The following is a 14,072-nucleotide window of genomic DNA, read 5'->3' on the forward strand; positions in this document are numbered from 1 at the left end:
GCGTCGGCCGTGCCTGTGTCCGGTGTGCCCGCCTTGGCTGCGCCGGCGTCCGCTTCAGGCGCGTCCGAGTCGGCTGCGTCCGTTGCGGCTGCACTCGCGTCCAGCGCGCCTGTGTCCGCCGCGCCCGCCTTGGTTGCGCCGACTTCCGCCGTGTTCACGTCCGCCTCGGCTGCGTGCGATTCCGTGTGGGGTGTTGCCTCGTGGTCTGATCGTCGGTTCTCCTCCTCGTCGCCGGGCGGTGACGGTGGGGACGATCCCGTGATCGTGGCCGAGGCGGCCGGGTATGGGTGGTTCGCGCTCGGGTGGGCGGATGGGCATGGTGGGGGTGGGGGAACCGCCGCCGAGCGGTTCGCGCTTCGGCAGGAGATCTGCCGGCATCGGCTGCCGATCCTGGATGCGCTGACCACCGCCACCGTGTTCGGCCCGGCGATCGCCCGGTACGGCTCGGCGGAGCAGCGGGCGGGACTGTTGCCGGCGCTGCGCGAGGGCACGATCCGGATCGCGCTGGGATACCGGTGGTCCGAGGCCGACTTCGATCCGGCCGCGGTGCGGGCGAGCGCGGTTCGGGCCGGCGCCGGCGAGCGGGACGACTGGATCCTCACCGGTGCGCGGATATGGACGGTGGACGCACATCGCGCCGACCGGATGTGGCTGGTGGCCCGTACCGACGCCGACGTCGAGTCGCCGCGTGCCGGGCTCACCGTCTTTCTGGTGCCCACCGATACGCCGGGTGTACTGCTGCGACCGCATCGTTCGCCGGCGGGCGAGAGCGGATGCGTCGTGCTGCTCGACGAGGTCCGGGTGTCGGACTCGGCCAGGATCGGTGCCGTGGGCGGTGGTTGGGCACCGGTGGCCGAGACGTTCGCCGCCGAGCCGATCCTGCTCGGCGACGTCGCGGCCACGTTGCATCGTCGCCTGACGGATCTGATCGCACTGCTGCGTGCGGGCGCCGGGACGCGGCCGCCGGCGGGCACCCGCGGGTCGGCGGCCCGAGCGGCGTTGGCCGAACTGGCCGTGCGCACCCAGGCCGTGCGGCTCCTGGCCACCGCGGCGGCGGTGCCCGCGCCGGGCGGCCGGGCGGAACATCGGAGTCTGCATGCCTCGGCGGCTCGGGTACTGGGGGCCGAATTGGCCGCCGACTTCGGTCCGGTCGGCCTCGAACTGCTCGGCCCCGCGGCGGTTCTGGGCACCGGGGCCCCGGGCGCGCCGGGAGCCGGAGGCTTCGAGCCGGAACTGTGGCCCGCCCCGCCCTACACCCCCGTCGGCGACACCGACGACCTGCGCCACGACCTCCTGGCCCACTCCCTCGGCCTACCGGCCCGCGCCTGACGCGGAGGGCGGCCGGGTCGGACGATCAGACTCTGTGGAGGCCGGTGCGGAGGTGGGACGGGAGTTCGCGGCGGTTTTTGATGTCGAGCTTGCGGTAGACCCTGGTGAGGTGCTGTTCGACGGTGCTGACCGTGATGAACAGTTCCTCCGAGATGCCTCGGTTGCTGTACCCGCAGGCGGCGAGCGCGGCCACGCGCTTCTCCGATTCGCTGAGGTTGGTGTCGCCGGCGGTGGGGGTGCCGGTGGAGGCGGTGAGCAGGTCGGTGTAGGCGTGTGCGACGGCGCGGTGGCGTGGGCGGGCGCCGCAGTCGCGGGTGAGGTGCCAGACGCGGCTTTGGAGCGTCGCGGCGCGGGCCGGTTCGGCGCGGGCGCGGTACGACTCGGCCAGGGCCTCGAGGGTACGGGCCAGTTCCAGGGGATCCTCGGAGCGGCGCAGTGCCTCGACCGCCTGGGTGAGCAGTTCCGGGCGCTCGGCGACGTCCACCGTCATCGCCCGCAGGCGCAATGCCGTGCCTCGGACCCGGCCGCCCCCGGGACCGCACAGCCGCAACTGCTCGATCACCAACCGCCGGGCCCGCTCGGTCTCGTCCAGGCGCAGCAGCGCCTCGGCGACGTCGGTCCGCCACGGGATCAGGAACGGCTGGTCGACCCGCCAGGTGTGGACCAGCCAGGCCACGTGCAGGAAGTCGGCGAGCGCCGCGCGGGCCCGGTCGGTGGCCAGGTGGAACCGGCCCCGGGCACGGAGGTAGGCCAGGCCGTGCAGGCTGGAGTACAGCGCCTTGGTGACCGGCCGGTTCACCTGACGGGCCGCGGCCTCGTAGTCGCCCATCGCGGTGTACACCGAGATCAGCCCGGCCAGCGGGCCGCCGAGGTACAGACTGCCGGTGTGCTCGGGCATCGCCGCCATCGCCTGGTGCGCGTACCCTTCCGCGTCCGGCAACCGCCCCTGACGCAGCGCCGCTTCGGCACACGCGGAGGCGAACACCGCCGCCCAGCCGGGGGCTTCGCGCCGGATCGATTCGGCAAGGAAGTCCCGGCAGTGCGCCTCCGCGACGCTCGCCCGGTCGCGCGCGATCGACAACCGCGCGGCCGTCACGATCGGGAACAGCGTCACGTCCGTCAGCCCCGACACGCGCAGGAGCCGTTCGGCCACCTCCAGCCGCTCGGCCGGATCCGCCGCCGCCGCGCTCGGGTCGGGACCGTCCGACCACGGGAACGGCACGTCCGACTCGACGTGTTCGACCCACTCGGCTCGGGGGTCGGTGCGCTTGCGGAGCCGGTCGAACACTTCGCGCGCCGCGTCGAGTCGCCCGTGGGCGCGCAGTTGCCGGGCCACCGAGGCCATGCTCGACTCCGGCAGGTCGCCGACCGCGAGCGCGGCCAACGGTTCGCCCAGGCAGCGCTGTTCGGCGGCGCTCGGGTTCAGCCGCCAGGAGATCTCGGCCAGGCGCACATGGATCTCGGCCCGGACCGCGCGGTCGCGGCACTGTTCGGCGGCCAACTCCAGATAGTCGACGGCGCGTCGGGCCCGGTCCCGGGACAGCGCCTCCTCGGCGGCCTCCCGCAACACCCCCACCGCCCACGGGTCCGATGCGTCGCGCGCGGCGAGCAGGTGCCGGGCCGTCCGCGCCGCCGGGGCGCCCTCGTGTCGCAGGATCGTGGCCGCCCGGCGGTGCAGCGCGCCCTGCTCGGCCGGATCCAGGCTGTCCAGCAGCGCGGTTCGGGCCGCCCGGCGCAGGCGCTCGTCCTCGATCAGGCCGGCGGCGGCCAGCGCGCCCAGACCCTGTGCGGTGGTCACCGGGGTGGTGCCGGCGAGCGCGCCCGACACCTCGGCGGACGCGGGCGCGCCCAGGATCGCCAGCGCCTTGGCCACCCGCCACATGCCGGCGCCGCCGCGCCGCAGGCAGGCGCGTACGGCCTGGCTGTACGGGCCGCCGGGTGCGGGCCGCGGCACGATCGTCGCGGCGCGGTCGGTCGCCGACCGATACTCCTCGACCAGGGCGCGAAGCAACAGCGGGTTGCCGCCGGTGATTTCGTGGAACGCGTGGGAATGATCCCGCCACGGCGGGTCGAAGGCCGCGGCCGACGACTCGGCCACGCCGGCCGGGCTCAGCGGGGCGAGTCGGATCCGGCGCAGTGCCGGTTGGCGCAGGAACTCCGTGTCCAGTTGCGGGTCTTGCAGTGCCGGGCCGGGGGAGCGGGCGAACAGCACCAGGACCCGGGCCCGGCCGGAGTGGCGGCCCAGGTGCAGCAGGCACTGGACGGACGCGGCGTCGGCGTGTTGGAGGTCGTCCACGCACACCACGACCGGGTGCCGACGCGCGACGTCGTGCAGCGCGGTGGTGAGTCGGCGGGCCGCGCGGGGCGCGTCGCCGTCGTCGAGCATCTCGGCCAGCGGCGTCGCGAGTCCGGCGGGCAGGCCCGGACCGTCCAGGAACTGGCGCAGCACGCCGAGCGGTTGCCCGCTCGTGGTGCGCGATCCGGTCGCGGTCAGCAGCAGCGCGCCGATGTCGCCGGCTCGTTCGCCGACCCAGGACAACGTCTCGGTCTTGCCGCAGCCGACGCCCGCCTCGACCAGGACGACGCCGCCCCGGGCCTCGGCGCACTCCTCGAGCGCGGTGCGCAACATGCCGAGTTCCGGACCTCGTTCGATGAACTCCATGGCCTCCGCGCGCCCCCAAATGTCGGCCTGCACACGTTCTCCCACCGGTGCATGAAACCCCGGTCACGTGGAACAAGTCAACCATCGGTAACCGGCCACTGACCCGTAGTGACTGTAGGGGAGATCATCCGTGGCGGGAAGGTCCGCGCCCGAAACGCCCACACCCGAAACGCCCACGCCCGGAATGCCCGCGACGGCCCGCCGAGTTCCCGTGCACGCGGTCTAGAGCGGAAGGCCCGCCTCCAGGCGGCCGAGGGCGTCGTCGAGGGCGGCGACCAGATCCAGGTCCGGCTCGTCGGCCCAGCGCACCATCGTGTCCAGCATGATGCCGAACGCGGCGCCCGTGAGCGCCCGGATCGCCGGATCGTCGGCGCCGCGCCCGGTTCGCTCCGCGAGCAGCGCCGTGACCGTGCGCATGACCTCGACGAAGTTGGCGAAGCTCAGTCCGCGCAGCGTCGGCACCGACAACATCAGTACGGTTCGCCGCCGCGCCTCGGCCAGTTCGTCGGGGGTCAGCGCGGCCAGCGTCTCGCGCAGTGCCGCCCGCAGCGTCGGGATCGGCGGCAGTTCCGCCGGCCGGCTGCGCAACGACTCCAGGAACACCGGGTCGTAGGCGTCGGAGAGGACCAGGTCCTCCTTGGTGGCGAAGTAGCGGAAGACCGTGCTCGGCGCCACCTCGGCCACCTCGGCGATCTGCTCGACCGTGGTCGCGTCGTAGCCCCGCTCGTCGAACAGTCGCAGCGCCGCGCGCTGGATGGCCGCGCGCGTCCGGGCCTTCTTGCGCTCCCGGATCCCGACCGTCGGCGCTGCGGGGGAGGACGACGTCATCGGACACCTCATGCTCGGATACTCGGCGTCCGACCAGCGTACTGTCCGTGTCCCGGCCGCCCGCCCCGACCGCCCGCGCGGACTCGGCCCGGAGGCGCGATCACCCGTTCGGGCGGCGACGACACCGGCCGCCCGGATGACGCGCGAGCCGCGCGCGGCGCTCGCCGTCCCGGTGCCGTTCGCGCGCACGCGGTCGGGTGCGGGCCGGGTCGGGACTCGGGTGGGTGGGGTGGTTCGGGGGCGTTCCGCTGGGCGTGGTCTTCTAGGGTGAGCGCTGTGTGGCGGGTGGCGTCGCGCGGGTGGGTCGGGTGGAGGGCGGCGCGATGGACGTGGGCCGGCGGGTGGTGTTGGCGGCTGCGCTCGGTGGGCTGCTGGCGGGGTGTTCGGAGTCGGGGAAGAGCGCCGCGCCGACGACGACTCCGCCCCCGCCCGCCGCCGGCCGGCCCGCGCCGCCCGGCGGCGATACGCCCCGGCCCGCCGCGACCACGCCGGCCGCCGCCGGTCCGACGCGTGCGGAGATCGTCGCCCGGTACGGCAAGCAGACGCCCAGCGGCTGGGGCCTCGAGGTGCCCGGGTCGTTGTCCCGGCTGCCGGGCAACGCCAAGGTCGCCGCGCTGACCTTCGACGCCTGTGGTGGCAAGGGCGGCGGCGAATACGATCGGGCCCTGATCGACTTCCTGCACGAACGCTCCGTGCCCGCGACGCTGTTCGTCAACTCCCGGTGGATCGACGAGAATCCGGCCGTACTGCGGGAACTGGCCGCCGATCCGCTGTTCGAGATCGCCAATCACGGTACCCGGCATCTGCCACTGTCCGTGTCCGGGCGCTCCGCGTACGGGATCCCCGGGACCCGGGACGCGGGCGAGGTGTACGACGAGGTCTCCGGGAACCGGGCCAGGCTCACCGAACTCCTCGGCCACCCACCGAAGTTCTTTCGTTCCGGCACAGCGTATTGCGACGATGTGGCGGCGCGGATCGTCACCGACCTCGGTGAGCGGTTCGCGAGCTTCCACGTGAACGCCGACGGCGGGGCCACCTTCACCCCCGAGCAGGTCCGCAAGGCCATGCGCGACGTACGCCCCGGCTCGGTCGTGATCGGCCACTTCAATCACCCACGCGGCGGCACGGCGGCCGGGATCCGCCTGGCCGTGCCCGAACTCCTCCAGCAGGGTTACAGGTTCGTCCGGCTGTCCGACGCCCCGCGGTCCTGAGCCGGGACCGACCCGGGGATCACTACCGTTCCAGAGCCGGGGGCGGGGGCGCGGGGGTGCCGCCGATGCCGAGGGTGCGCTCGTAGGCGGACTTCCAGGTGCCGGTCGCGAAGGCGTCCTGGAGCGCGTCGTTGACGGCGCCGCGCAGGGCCGGGTCGGTCAAGGGCACGGCGATGCCGTACTTCTCGGCGGTGACGGAGACCCCGACGATGCGGAGTTGGCCGGGATGGCTCGTCACGTAGCTCTGCAATCGGACCTGGTCGGTGGTGACGGCGTCGACCCGGCGGGCGAGCAGGGCGTCCACGCATTGGCCGTAGGTGTCCAGGGCGAGCGCGCCGGCCTGGGGGAAGTCGTGGCGCAGTTTCAGGTACGGGGTGCTGCCGATGACCGAGCACACGTTGGCGTGGGCCAGGGAGGAGTCGAAGCCGGTGAGGGTGAGATTGTCGGTGCGGGCCAGCACGCCCTGGCCGCCCGACAGGTACGGGCCGGCGAAGCCGACGCGCTCGCGGCGTTCGTCGGTGATGGTGAAGAGGTCGACGTAGTAGTCCACCCGGCCCTGGAGCACGGCGTTCACGCGTTCGGCGGGGGCGACCGTTCGAAACTGGATGCGATCCGCGCCGAAGCCCAGGTAGGCGGCGACGATCTTGGCCATCTCGATGTCGAACCCCGAATAGGATCCGTTGACTTCGTCCCGGAAGCCGATCTGCGGCACATCCTCGGCGACGCCGACGACGAGCCGGCCGCGTGCGGTGGCGGCCCGGAACACCGGCGAGTCGGGGAGGAACACCCCGGAACGGACCCGCGGGTCGTGGGAGGACGGGCCGGCGCTGCCTTGCGCGTTGGGGGAGGAACGGCCGCCGGGGGTCGGGCGGTCGGACTCCGAGCCGGTCGCCGCACCCCCCGGAGTCTCGCGGCCCGGTGTTCCGCCGCCACCGGAGCCACGATTGTGCAGCGCCAGGATCAAGCCGACGACGAGCGAGAGGACCACCACGACGGCGAAGCCCGTCTTCGTCGCCGTATGCCGGAGCCACGGCGGGACGGGAGCCTCCGGCCGCTCATCCGGGACGGGCGGCGCGCCCGGGTGCGGCCCGGGTGTCCCACCCACGGGTCGTATTCCCGCCGCCTCGTCCGTGGCCGGAACATCCGGTGCCTCGTCCGGTGCCGACGGGTCGGGCGTGCCGGCGGTGGGCCGTTGCCCCGGCGCTTCGCCCGCCGTCGGGGTTTCCGCCGTCTCGTCCGCGGGCCGAACTCGTGGCGTGTCGTCCCTGCTTCGCGGCCCGGGCAGCATTCCCGTGGTCCGGGTGCCGGCCTCGCCCGGTGTCCGCGGGTCCGCCGTCTCGTCGGTGTCCGCCGCGGTCCTCGCCTCGTCCTTCGTGGGCGCCCCGCGCACCTCCCCCGGAGCCCGCGGTCGCGGCGAGGGCCGGTCACCGGCGGGCCTGCCGAGGTCCATGGCCGCTTCCAACATCGAGCCCGCGTCCGGATACCGGTCGGCGACCTCCTTCGCCATCGCCGTTGCCACCAACTCGGCCAGTTCCGGGGACGGTCGCGGATCGGCGTCGGTCACCGTCGGCACCGGTGCGTTGAGATGCCCGTACAGGATGGCGGCCGCGTTCGCGCCCGGGTAGGGCAGTCGGCCCGTGAGCAGTTCGTACAACAGGCAGCCGACCGCGTAGACGTCGCTGTACGGGCCGGCCTCGCCGCCGCGGATGACCTCGGGGGCCATGTACGCGACCGTGCCGAGCAGGGTGCCGGTGGCGGTCAGTCGACCGGTGTCGGCGCCGGTGATCCGGGCGATGCCGAAGTCGGTGACCTTGAGGCCGCCGTCGGCGCGGACCATGACGTTGGCCGGTTTGATGTCGCGGTGCACCACGCCGTGCCGGTGCGCGTGGTCGAGCGCGGCGAGCACGGCCCGTACCGTCGGCAGCGCCTCCTCGGCCGACAACGGACCTCGATCCGCCAGCAGTTGGGCGAGGGTGTGGCCCTCGATGAGCTCCATCACCAGGTAGACGACCGGTTCGCCCGCGACGTCGACCTCGTCGTGGTCGTGCACGATCACGATGCCCGGATGGTTCAGCCCGGCCGCCGCCCGCGCCTCGGTGAGGAACCGCCGCCTGACGACGGGATCGTGGGCGAGTTCGGGGGCGAGCAGCTTGACCGCGACGGACCGACCGAGTCGGGTGTCCCTGGCCCGGTACACCCGCGCCATCCCGCCTCGGCCCAGCAGGGGACCCAGGACGTAGCGCCCGACCTCCATCGTCTCTCCCCCGTCACGCGCCCCACCCGTGATGTCGCAGCGGCACCATGGTGTCACCCGAACCGGCAGCCCACACGCGACTCGCCCCAACCCCCGCCGCCCGGGCGTCGGCGCGGGACACGCGGACGGACCACCCGCACGGCTACGGGTTCGCCCCCGGCGGAACACCTCCGGGGCGCTCCGCATCGCCGTCGTCGCCGGCCGCCTGTCCGCTCGTCCCCGGGGTGTGCCGGCGGTGGACGTACTCCGGGCGGCCGGCACCGCCGTAGCGGGGTTCGCGCGCCGAGGTGACCGCGACCACGTCGGCCTCGTGGCCCTGTGCGCGCATGCTCCGGCACGGGTCGAGGCCGTGCAGGTCCGGGAGGTACAGGTCGAGCAGGACCAGGTCGACCCGGCGCGTGGACAACAACCGCGGCGCCTCGGTACCGCTGCCGCCGACGCCGGCGATCTCGAAGCCGGGGACACGGCCGGTGAACACCGCGTGTGCGTCGGCGAGTACGGGATCGTCCTCGACCACCAGGGTGCCGATCACGCGTCCTCCTCCGCTCGCGGTCGCGGTACGGCCGCGGGCAGCCGGACGGTGAACACCGCGCCGCCGTCGGGGCCGCGGGCCACCTCCACACTGCCCGCGTGCCGGGCCACCGTCGCCCGGACCAGGGCCAGGCCGAGCCCGCGCCCCTGCGATCCGTACGCCTCCTTGGTGCTCCAGCCGCGCTCGAACACCCGGGTGGTGAGCGGCTCGTCGATCCCGGGCCCGCTGTCCGCCACCCGAAGCAGCAACGCGCCGTCGGCGTCCGGATCGACGCCCACCGTGACCCGCACCGTGCGCGGCGGCGGCGCGGACACCGCGGCGTCGATCGCGTTGTCGACCAGGTTGCCGAGCACGGTGACCAGGTCGTGCGGATCGAAGCGGGCGGCCGGCGCGTGCAACGGGACGGCGGTCGTGCCGTCGGCGGCCGATCCACCCGTCACGGTCAACTGCACGCCGCGCTCGGCGGCCTGCGCGTGCTTTCCGAACAGCAGTGCGGCCAGGGCCGGTTCGGACACCGCGTTGGTGAGTTCGTCGGCAAGGTCCCGGGCGGCGGCCAGTTCCCCGGTGGCGAACCGGATCGCCTCCTCGCCGCGCCCCAGTTCGACCAGCGCGACGACCGTGTGCAGCCGGTTGCCCGCCTCGTGGGCGGACGCGCGCAGTGCGTCGGCGAAGCCGCGTACCTGATCCAACTCGCCGACCAGAGCCCGGAGTTCGGTGTGATCGCGGAAGGTGGCCACCATCCGCCCGTCGCGCCCGGTCGGGCTGACATTGACCGCGAGCGCGCTGGTGCCGCACAGGTGGATCCGGTCCGCCACGGTGCGGCCCGCGGCGAGCGTGTCGGCCAGCGACTCGTCCAGGTCGAGGGTGCCCACGTGCCGGCCCTCGAAGTCGGCCGGCAGCGCGAGCAGGCGGACCGCCTCGTCGTTGGCCAGTACCAGCCGGCCGTCCGCGTCCACCACCGCCAGCCCCTCGCGCACCGCGTGCAACACCGCGTCGTGGTGCTCGTACATCCGCCGCAGCTCGACCGGCCCCAGCCCCAGCGTCTGCCGGCGCAGCCGATGGTGCACCGCCATGCTCGCCGCGCAGGCCAGGGCCAGCGCGCCGGCCGCGACGGTGAGTACGAGCGGGATCTCCGCCCCGACCAGCGCGTCGACGCGGCGATTGGTCACGCCGACCGAGACCAGCGCCACCGGCCGCCCGTCGGGGCCGCCGAAGACCGGGACCACGGCCCGCACCGACGGGCCCAGGGTGCCGGTGTACGTCTCCGTGGTGGTCCGCCCGCGCGCGGCGCCGTCGATGTGGCCGAGGAAGGTCTTGCCGATCCGGGTCGGATCCGGGTGGGTGTACCGGATGCCCTCGACGCTCATCACCACCACGAAGTCGACCTTGTTCTCCCTGCGGACGGTCTCGGCCATCGGCTGGAGGCGGGCGGTCGGGTCCGCCGAGCCGGCCGCCTCGGCGAGACCGGGGGAACGGGCCAGGGTGCGCGCCACGTCGAGCGCGCGTTCCCGGGCGGTCTGCGCGCCCGACCGGTGCACGGCGTGCAGCGCCACGCCGGAGCCGGCCGCGACGAGGAGCAGGACGAGGGCGAGCTGCCACAGCAGGACTTGCCGCGCGATGCTCTGGTTGGCCATGCCGGAGATTATCGACGGACGTCCCGGGCCCGGGGCAAGACGTCCATTACCGAGGTTTCATCCGCTTCGGCGGCATTCGGCGGAATTCTCGCCATGCGCGCAATGCGCGTCCCCGGCGGCGCCGCGACCGCGCCACGCTACGACGCGTATCGCGCCGACATGCCGATGTGTCCGAGCCCCGACCGGGAGCGCACCGGACCGCCGGCGGCGCAACACCCGTCCCCGACCGGGAGGCCCCCGCTGCCCGGGCCACCACATCCGACCACGCCGCCGGTACGCCCGGCACGCCGTCGGCGTCGTGGTGGTCGGCCCCGGGGCCCCCTCCACGACGCGGTGCGACCCTAGACTGGGTGTTCATTCGCGGGACCCGGGCGCCGCGCGGCGGCGATGACCCGATGGCCGCTCACGTGGACGGGAGTACGACTGTGGCCTCAGCGGTCCACGACTTCGAGGACCCGCCGGCCGAGGTGTTGGCCGAGGCCGCCGCGGCCTTCGGACTGCTGGCCTCGCCCGCGCGCCTGCACATCGTGTGGGCGCTGGCCGCCGGCGAGAGCGACGTCACCGCGCTGGCCGAGCGGGTCGGCGGCGCGCTGCCCGCGGTCAGCCAGCACCTGGCCAAGCTCAAACTGGCCGGCCTGGTCCGCTCCCGGCGCGAGGGTCGGCGCGTGGTGTACCTCGTCGACCACCCCGACGTGGTGACCATGGTGCGCTGGTTGATCGAACGACTCGCCGAACGCACCGACTCCGGGGCGGTGCGGGGACGGGCCCGTGGCCTGGGCGCCTGAGGTCGTACCCGGATCCGGCGCGGCGGGCCCGTCCGCCGACCTCGACGACCCGGCCGCCGGGGTACCCGGCCCCCGGCGGCGTGATGTCACCGGACCGGAGCTCGCCCGCGCCGCCGCCGACGCGCCCACGCTGGAGGTGCTGCGCCTGCTCGGCAGCGGCCCGCGCGGGTTGACGGAGGCGCAGGCCGACGCCCGATTGGCCCGGTACGGCGAGAACACCGTCGCCGGCCGACGTCCGCCCGGCCCGCTCCGCCGCTTCGCCCGCAGCGCCCGCGACCCGTTCACCGCCGTCCTGCTCGGCCTCGGCCTGGTGTCCGCCGCGGTCACCGCCTGGACCACCGCCTGCGTGATCGTGGTCCTGGTGGTGGTCAGTTGTGCCCTGCGCGCGACCGGCGAGCACCGGGCCGAGCGGGCCACCGCCGCGTTGCGCGAGCTCGTCGCCGGCACCGCCACCGTCCGCCGCCGGGAACACCCGGGCGGGCCGCCGCGCGCGGACCCGGCGCCGCGCGAGGTGCCGGTGGACCAGCTGGTCCCGGGCGACGTGGTCCGGCTCGGCCCCGGCGACCTGATCCCGGCCGATCTGCGGCTGCTGCGCGCGAGCGGCCTGACGGTGTACCAGTCGGCGCTCACCGGGGCCTCCGCGCCGGTGGCCAAACACCCCGTGGACGTGCCGCGGGCCGACCTCGATGCCGACGATCCGTTCGAGCGGCCCCACCTGTGTTTCCAGGGCGGCAGCGTGGCGGCCGGCAGCGGCACCGCGGTGGTCTACGCGACCGGCGCCGACACCCGATTCGCCGGCACCCGCGTCACCCGGGCCGGCGCCACCCGCACCCGCCTCGCCCCACCCCGCCGGGAGACCGCGTTCGATCGCTCGGTGCACGGGATTTCCTGGACGCTGATCCGCTTCATGCTGGTCACCCCGGCGCTCGTACTGCTCGCCGACTCGGTGGTGCGCGGGCGGGGCCTGGCGACGCTGCCGTTCGCGGTGGCCGTGGCGGTCGGGCTGACCCCCGAGATGTTGCCGGTGATCGTGACCACCACCCTCGCCCGCGGCTCGCGTCTGCTCGCCCGCGAGCACGAGGTGATCGTCAAGCGGCTGCCCGCGTTGCACGACCTCGGCGCGATGGACGTGCTGTGTACCGACAAGACCGGCACCCTCACCCGGGACCGGCCGATCCTGGACTGCCACGTCGACCCGGCCGGCCGAGCCGACCCCGACGTGTTGCACCAAGCCGCGCTGAACAGCTGGTGGACGCTCCAACTGGCCGATCCGCCGGTGCCGGACGCGCTGGACGAGGCGGTCCTGACCGGGTACGAGGAGGCCGGCGCGCGGGAGGCGGAGGTCGTCGGGCGCGAGCCGGACGTGCCGTGGACCGGGCTCGTCGCGCTGCCGGACCACCCGGCCGACCCGGACCACCCCGCCGACCACGACGGCCTCGCCGCGTCGCCGTTCGACCCGGTGCGCCGCACCTCGTGCGCGGTGGTTCGGCGCCCGGGACGTCGGGGCCCGCTGACCGTGGTGGTCAAGGGCGCGGTGGACGACGTACTCGACCGCTGCGCGCGGGTCCGGCTCGACGGCCGGGAGCAGCCCCTGGACGCCGCCGCCCGCGCCGACGCGGAGCGCGTGGCCGCGGAGCTGGCCGCCGACGGCCTGCGACTGCTCGCGGTCGCGCTGACCGAGCGGCCCGCCGACACCGACCCCGAGGCCGCCCTCGACGCGAGCGCACTGACCCTGATCGGCTTCGTCGGCCTGCGCGACGCGCTCGCCGACACCGCCGCGGACGCGCTCGCGGTCCTCGCCGATCGCGGCGTCGCGGTCAAGGTGCTCACCGGCGACCTGCCCGGCACCGCCGCCCGGGTCTGCCGCGACCTGGGCCTGGACCCCGGCGAGGTGGTCACCGCCGAGCGGATCGACGTGCTCGACGACGCCGAACTGGGCCGGCTCGCCGCCGCGCACACCGTGTTCGCCCGCTGTACGCCCGCGCACAAGGCGCGCATCGTCGGCGCGTTGCGGGCCGCCGGCCACACCACCGGATTCCTCGGCGACGGGGTCAACGACCTGCCCGCGCTGCACGCCTGCGACGTGGGGATCTGCCCCCGGGACGCGGTCGACGTGGCGCGCGAGGCGGCCGACGTGGTGCTGGTGTCCAAGGACCTCGGCGCCATCGACGACGCGATCGTGACCGGTCGGCGCGGCACCGGCACGATCGCCGGCTACCTGCGGATCACCCTGTCCTGCAATCTCGGCAACGTGATCGCGATGCTGATGGCCGGACTGCTGTTGCCGTTCCTGCCGATGCTCCCCGCGCAGGTCCTGGTGCAGAACCTGTGCTTCGACGCCGCCCAGGCCGCCTTCGTGCTCGACCACCCGGCCGCCGGCACGCTGCGCCGCCCCGGCGCGCTGCGCCCGCGCGACCTGCTGCGCTTCATCACCGGCTTCGGCCTGCTCAACGCGGTCGCCGACCTCGCCACCTTCACCGTTCTGGTGCTGATGGTGCGGCACGGCGGGGAGGTGGACCAGGAGGCGTTCCACGCGGGTTGGTTCACCGAGAATCTGCTCACCCAGGCACTGGTGATCCTGCTCCTGCGCACCGGACGCGGCGTCGCCGTGCGCCGGGCGTCCACGCCGATCCTGATCGCCTCCGCCGGACTGGCCGCGATCGGCGTGCTGTTGCCGCTGACCCCGGCGGCTCCCGCGCTGGGCATGGCGTCGCTGCCGATCGGCTACTACCCGGTGCTCGCGGGGGTGCTCGCGCTGTACGCGGGGGCGTTGACGCTGGTGCGGCGGCGCTACGACCGGCGCCGGGCGGAGCGCGGCTGACCTTCGCCGACACGGA

8 protein-coding genes and 1 pseudogene are annotated in these 14,072 nt (G+C 74.6%); 4 read left to right on the plus strand and 5 right to left on the minus strand.

Translation table 11 applies throughout. The annotated features are described in order from the left end of the window. Nucleotides 1–258 precede the first annotated feature (258 nt). Nucleotides 259–1,329, plus strand: coding sequence for an acyl-CoA dehydrogenase family protein (locus EMA17_RS13235; protein ID WP_160161393.1), 1,071 nt, complete (start codon nt 259–261; stop codon nt 1,327–1,329). A gap of 25 nt (nt 1,330–1,354) precedes the next feature. Here EMA17_RS13235 and EMA17_RS13240 read toward each other — a convergent pair whose 3' ends face one another. Both EMA17_RS13240 and EMA17_RS13245 read right to left on the minus strand, forming a co-directional pair. Next, nucleotides 1,355–4,024 carry a helix-turn-helix transcriptional regulator gene (locus EMA17_RS13240; RefSeq protein WP_126637119.1) on the minus strand — a complete coding sequence of 890 codons (2,670 nt, stop codon included), beginning with the start codon at nt 4,022–4,024 and terminating at the stop codon, nt 1,355–1,357. A 189-nt stretch (nt 4,025–4,213) separates the two neighbouring features. Next, the gene (locus EMA17_RS13245; protein ID WP_126637120.1) at nt 4,214–4,819 is read right to left on the minus strand and encodes an acyl-CoA-like ligand-binding transcription factor; all 606 of its coding nucleotides are present in this window, start codon (nt 4,817–4,819) and stop codon (nt 4,214–4,216) included. A gap of 278 nt (nt 4,820–5,097) precedes the next feature. On the opposite strand from EMA17_RS13245, the gene EMA17_RS13250 reads away from it, so the two are divergent. Beyond that, a complete protein-coding gene (locus EMA17_RS13250; protein ID WP_246126631.1) occupies nt 5,098–6,030 on the plus strand; it encodes a polysaccharide deacetylase family protein in 933 nt (310 codons plus the stop codon). 22 nt (nt 6,031–6,052) lie between these two features. Here the strand turns inward: EMA17_RS13250 and EMA17_RS13255 are convergent, their stop codons facing one another. The 3 genes and pseudogenes from EMA17_RS13255 to EMA17_RS13265 form a co-directional block, all read right to left on the minus strand. Beyond that, the gene (locus EMA17_RS13255) at nt 6,053–8,284 is read right to left on the minus strand and encodes a protein kinase domain-containing protein (protein ID WP_160161394.1); all 2,232 of its coding nucleotides are present in this window, start codon (nt 8,282–8,284) and stop codon (nt 6,053–6,055) included. A 274-nt stretch (nt 8,285–8,558) separates the two neighbouring features. Continuing rightward, nucleotides 8,559–8,816: pseudogene (locus EMA17_RS13260) on the minus strand (response regulator); the annotation flags it as partial. After that, nucleotides 8,813–10,450 (minus strand): sensor histidine kinase, encoded by a 1,638-nt coding sequence (locus EMA17_RS13265; protein WP_126637122.1) that lies wholly within the window; start codon nt 10,448–10,450, stop codon nt 8,813–8,815. The pseudogene EMA17_RS13260 and the gene EMA17_RS13265, both read right to left, overlap by 4 nt. A gap of 395 nt (nt 10,451–10,845) precedes the next feature. Between EMA17_RS13265 and EMA17_RS13270 the strand changes: the two genes are divergently transcribed. Then, a complete protein-coding gene (locus EMA17_RS13270; protein ID WP_126637123.1) occupies nt 10,846–11,235 on the plus strand; it encodes an ArsR/SmtB family transcription factor in 390 nt (129 codons plus the stop codon). Continuing rightward, the gene (locus tag EMA17_RS13275) at nt 11,219–14,056 is read left to right on the plus strand and encodes an HAD-IC family P-type ATPase (protein ID WP_126637124.1); all 2,838 of its coding nucleotides are present in this window, start codon (nt 11,219–11,221) and stop codon (nt 14,054–14,056) included. The genes EMA17_RS13270 and EMA17_RS13275 overlap by 17 nt, the downstream gene beginning before the upstream one ends. The last annotated feature ends 16 nt before the right edge of the window (nt 14,057–14,072 follow it).

The sequence above is a fragment of the Embleya hyalina genome (assembly GCF_003967355.1).
Taxonomy (GTDB): Bacteria; Actinomycetota; Actinomycetes; order Streptomycetales; family Streptomycetaceae; genus Embleya; species Embleya hyalina.

Excerpts from the sequence above, each read along its gene's own strand:
- EMA17_RS13270 (WP_126637123.1), top strand. The coding sequence starts at position 10,846 with ATGGCCGCTCACGTGGACGGGAGTACGACTGTGGCCTCAGCGGTCCAC.
- EMA17_RS13265 (WP_126637122.1), bottom strand. The coding sequence starts at position 10,450 with ATGGCCAACCAGAGCATCGCGCGGCAAGTCCTGCTGTGGCAGCTCGCC.
- EMA17_RS13255 (WP_160161394.1), bottom strand. The coding sequence starts at position 8,284 with ATGGAGGTCGGGCGCTACGTCCTGGGTCCCCTGCTGGGCCGAGGCGGG.
- EMA17_RS13245 (WP_126637120.1), bottom strand. The coding sequence starts at position 4,819 with ATGACGTCGTCCTCCCCCGCAGCGCCGACGGTCGGGATCCGGGAGCGC.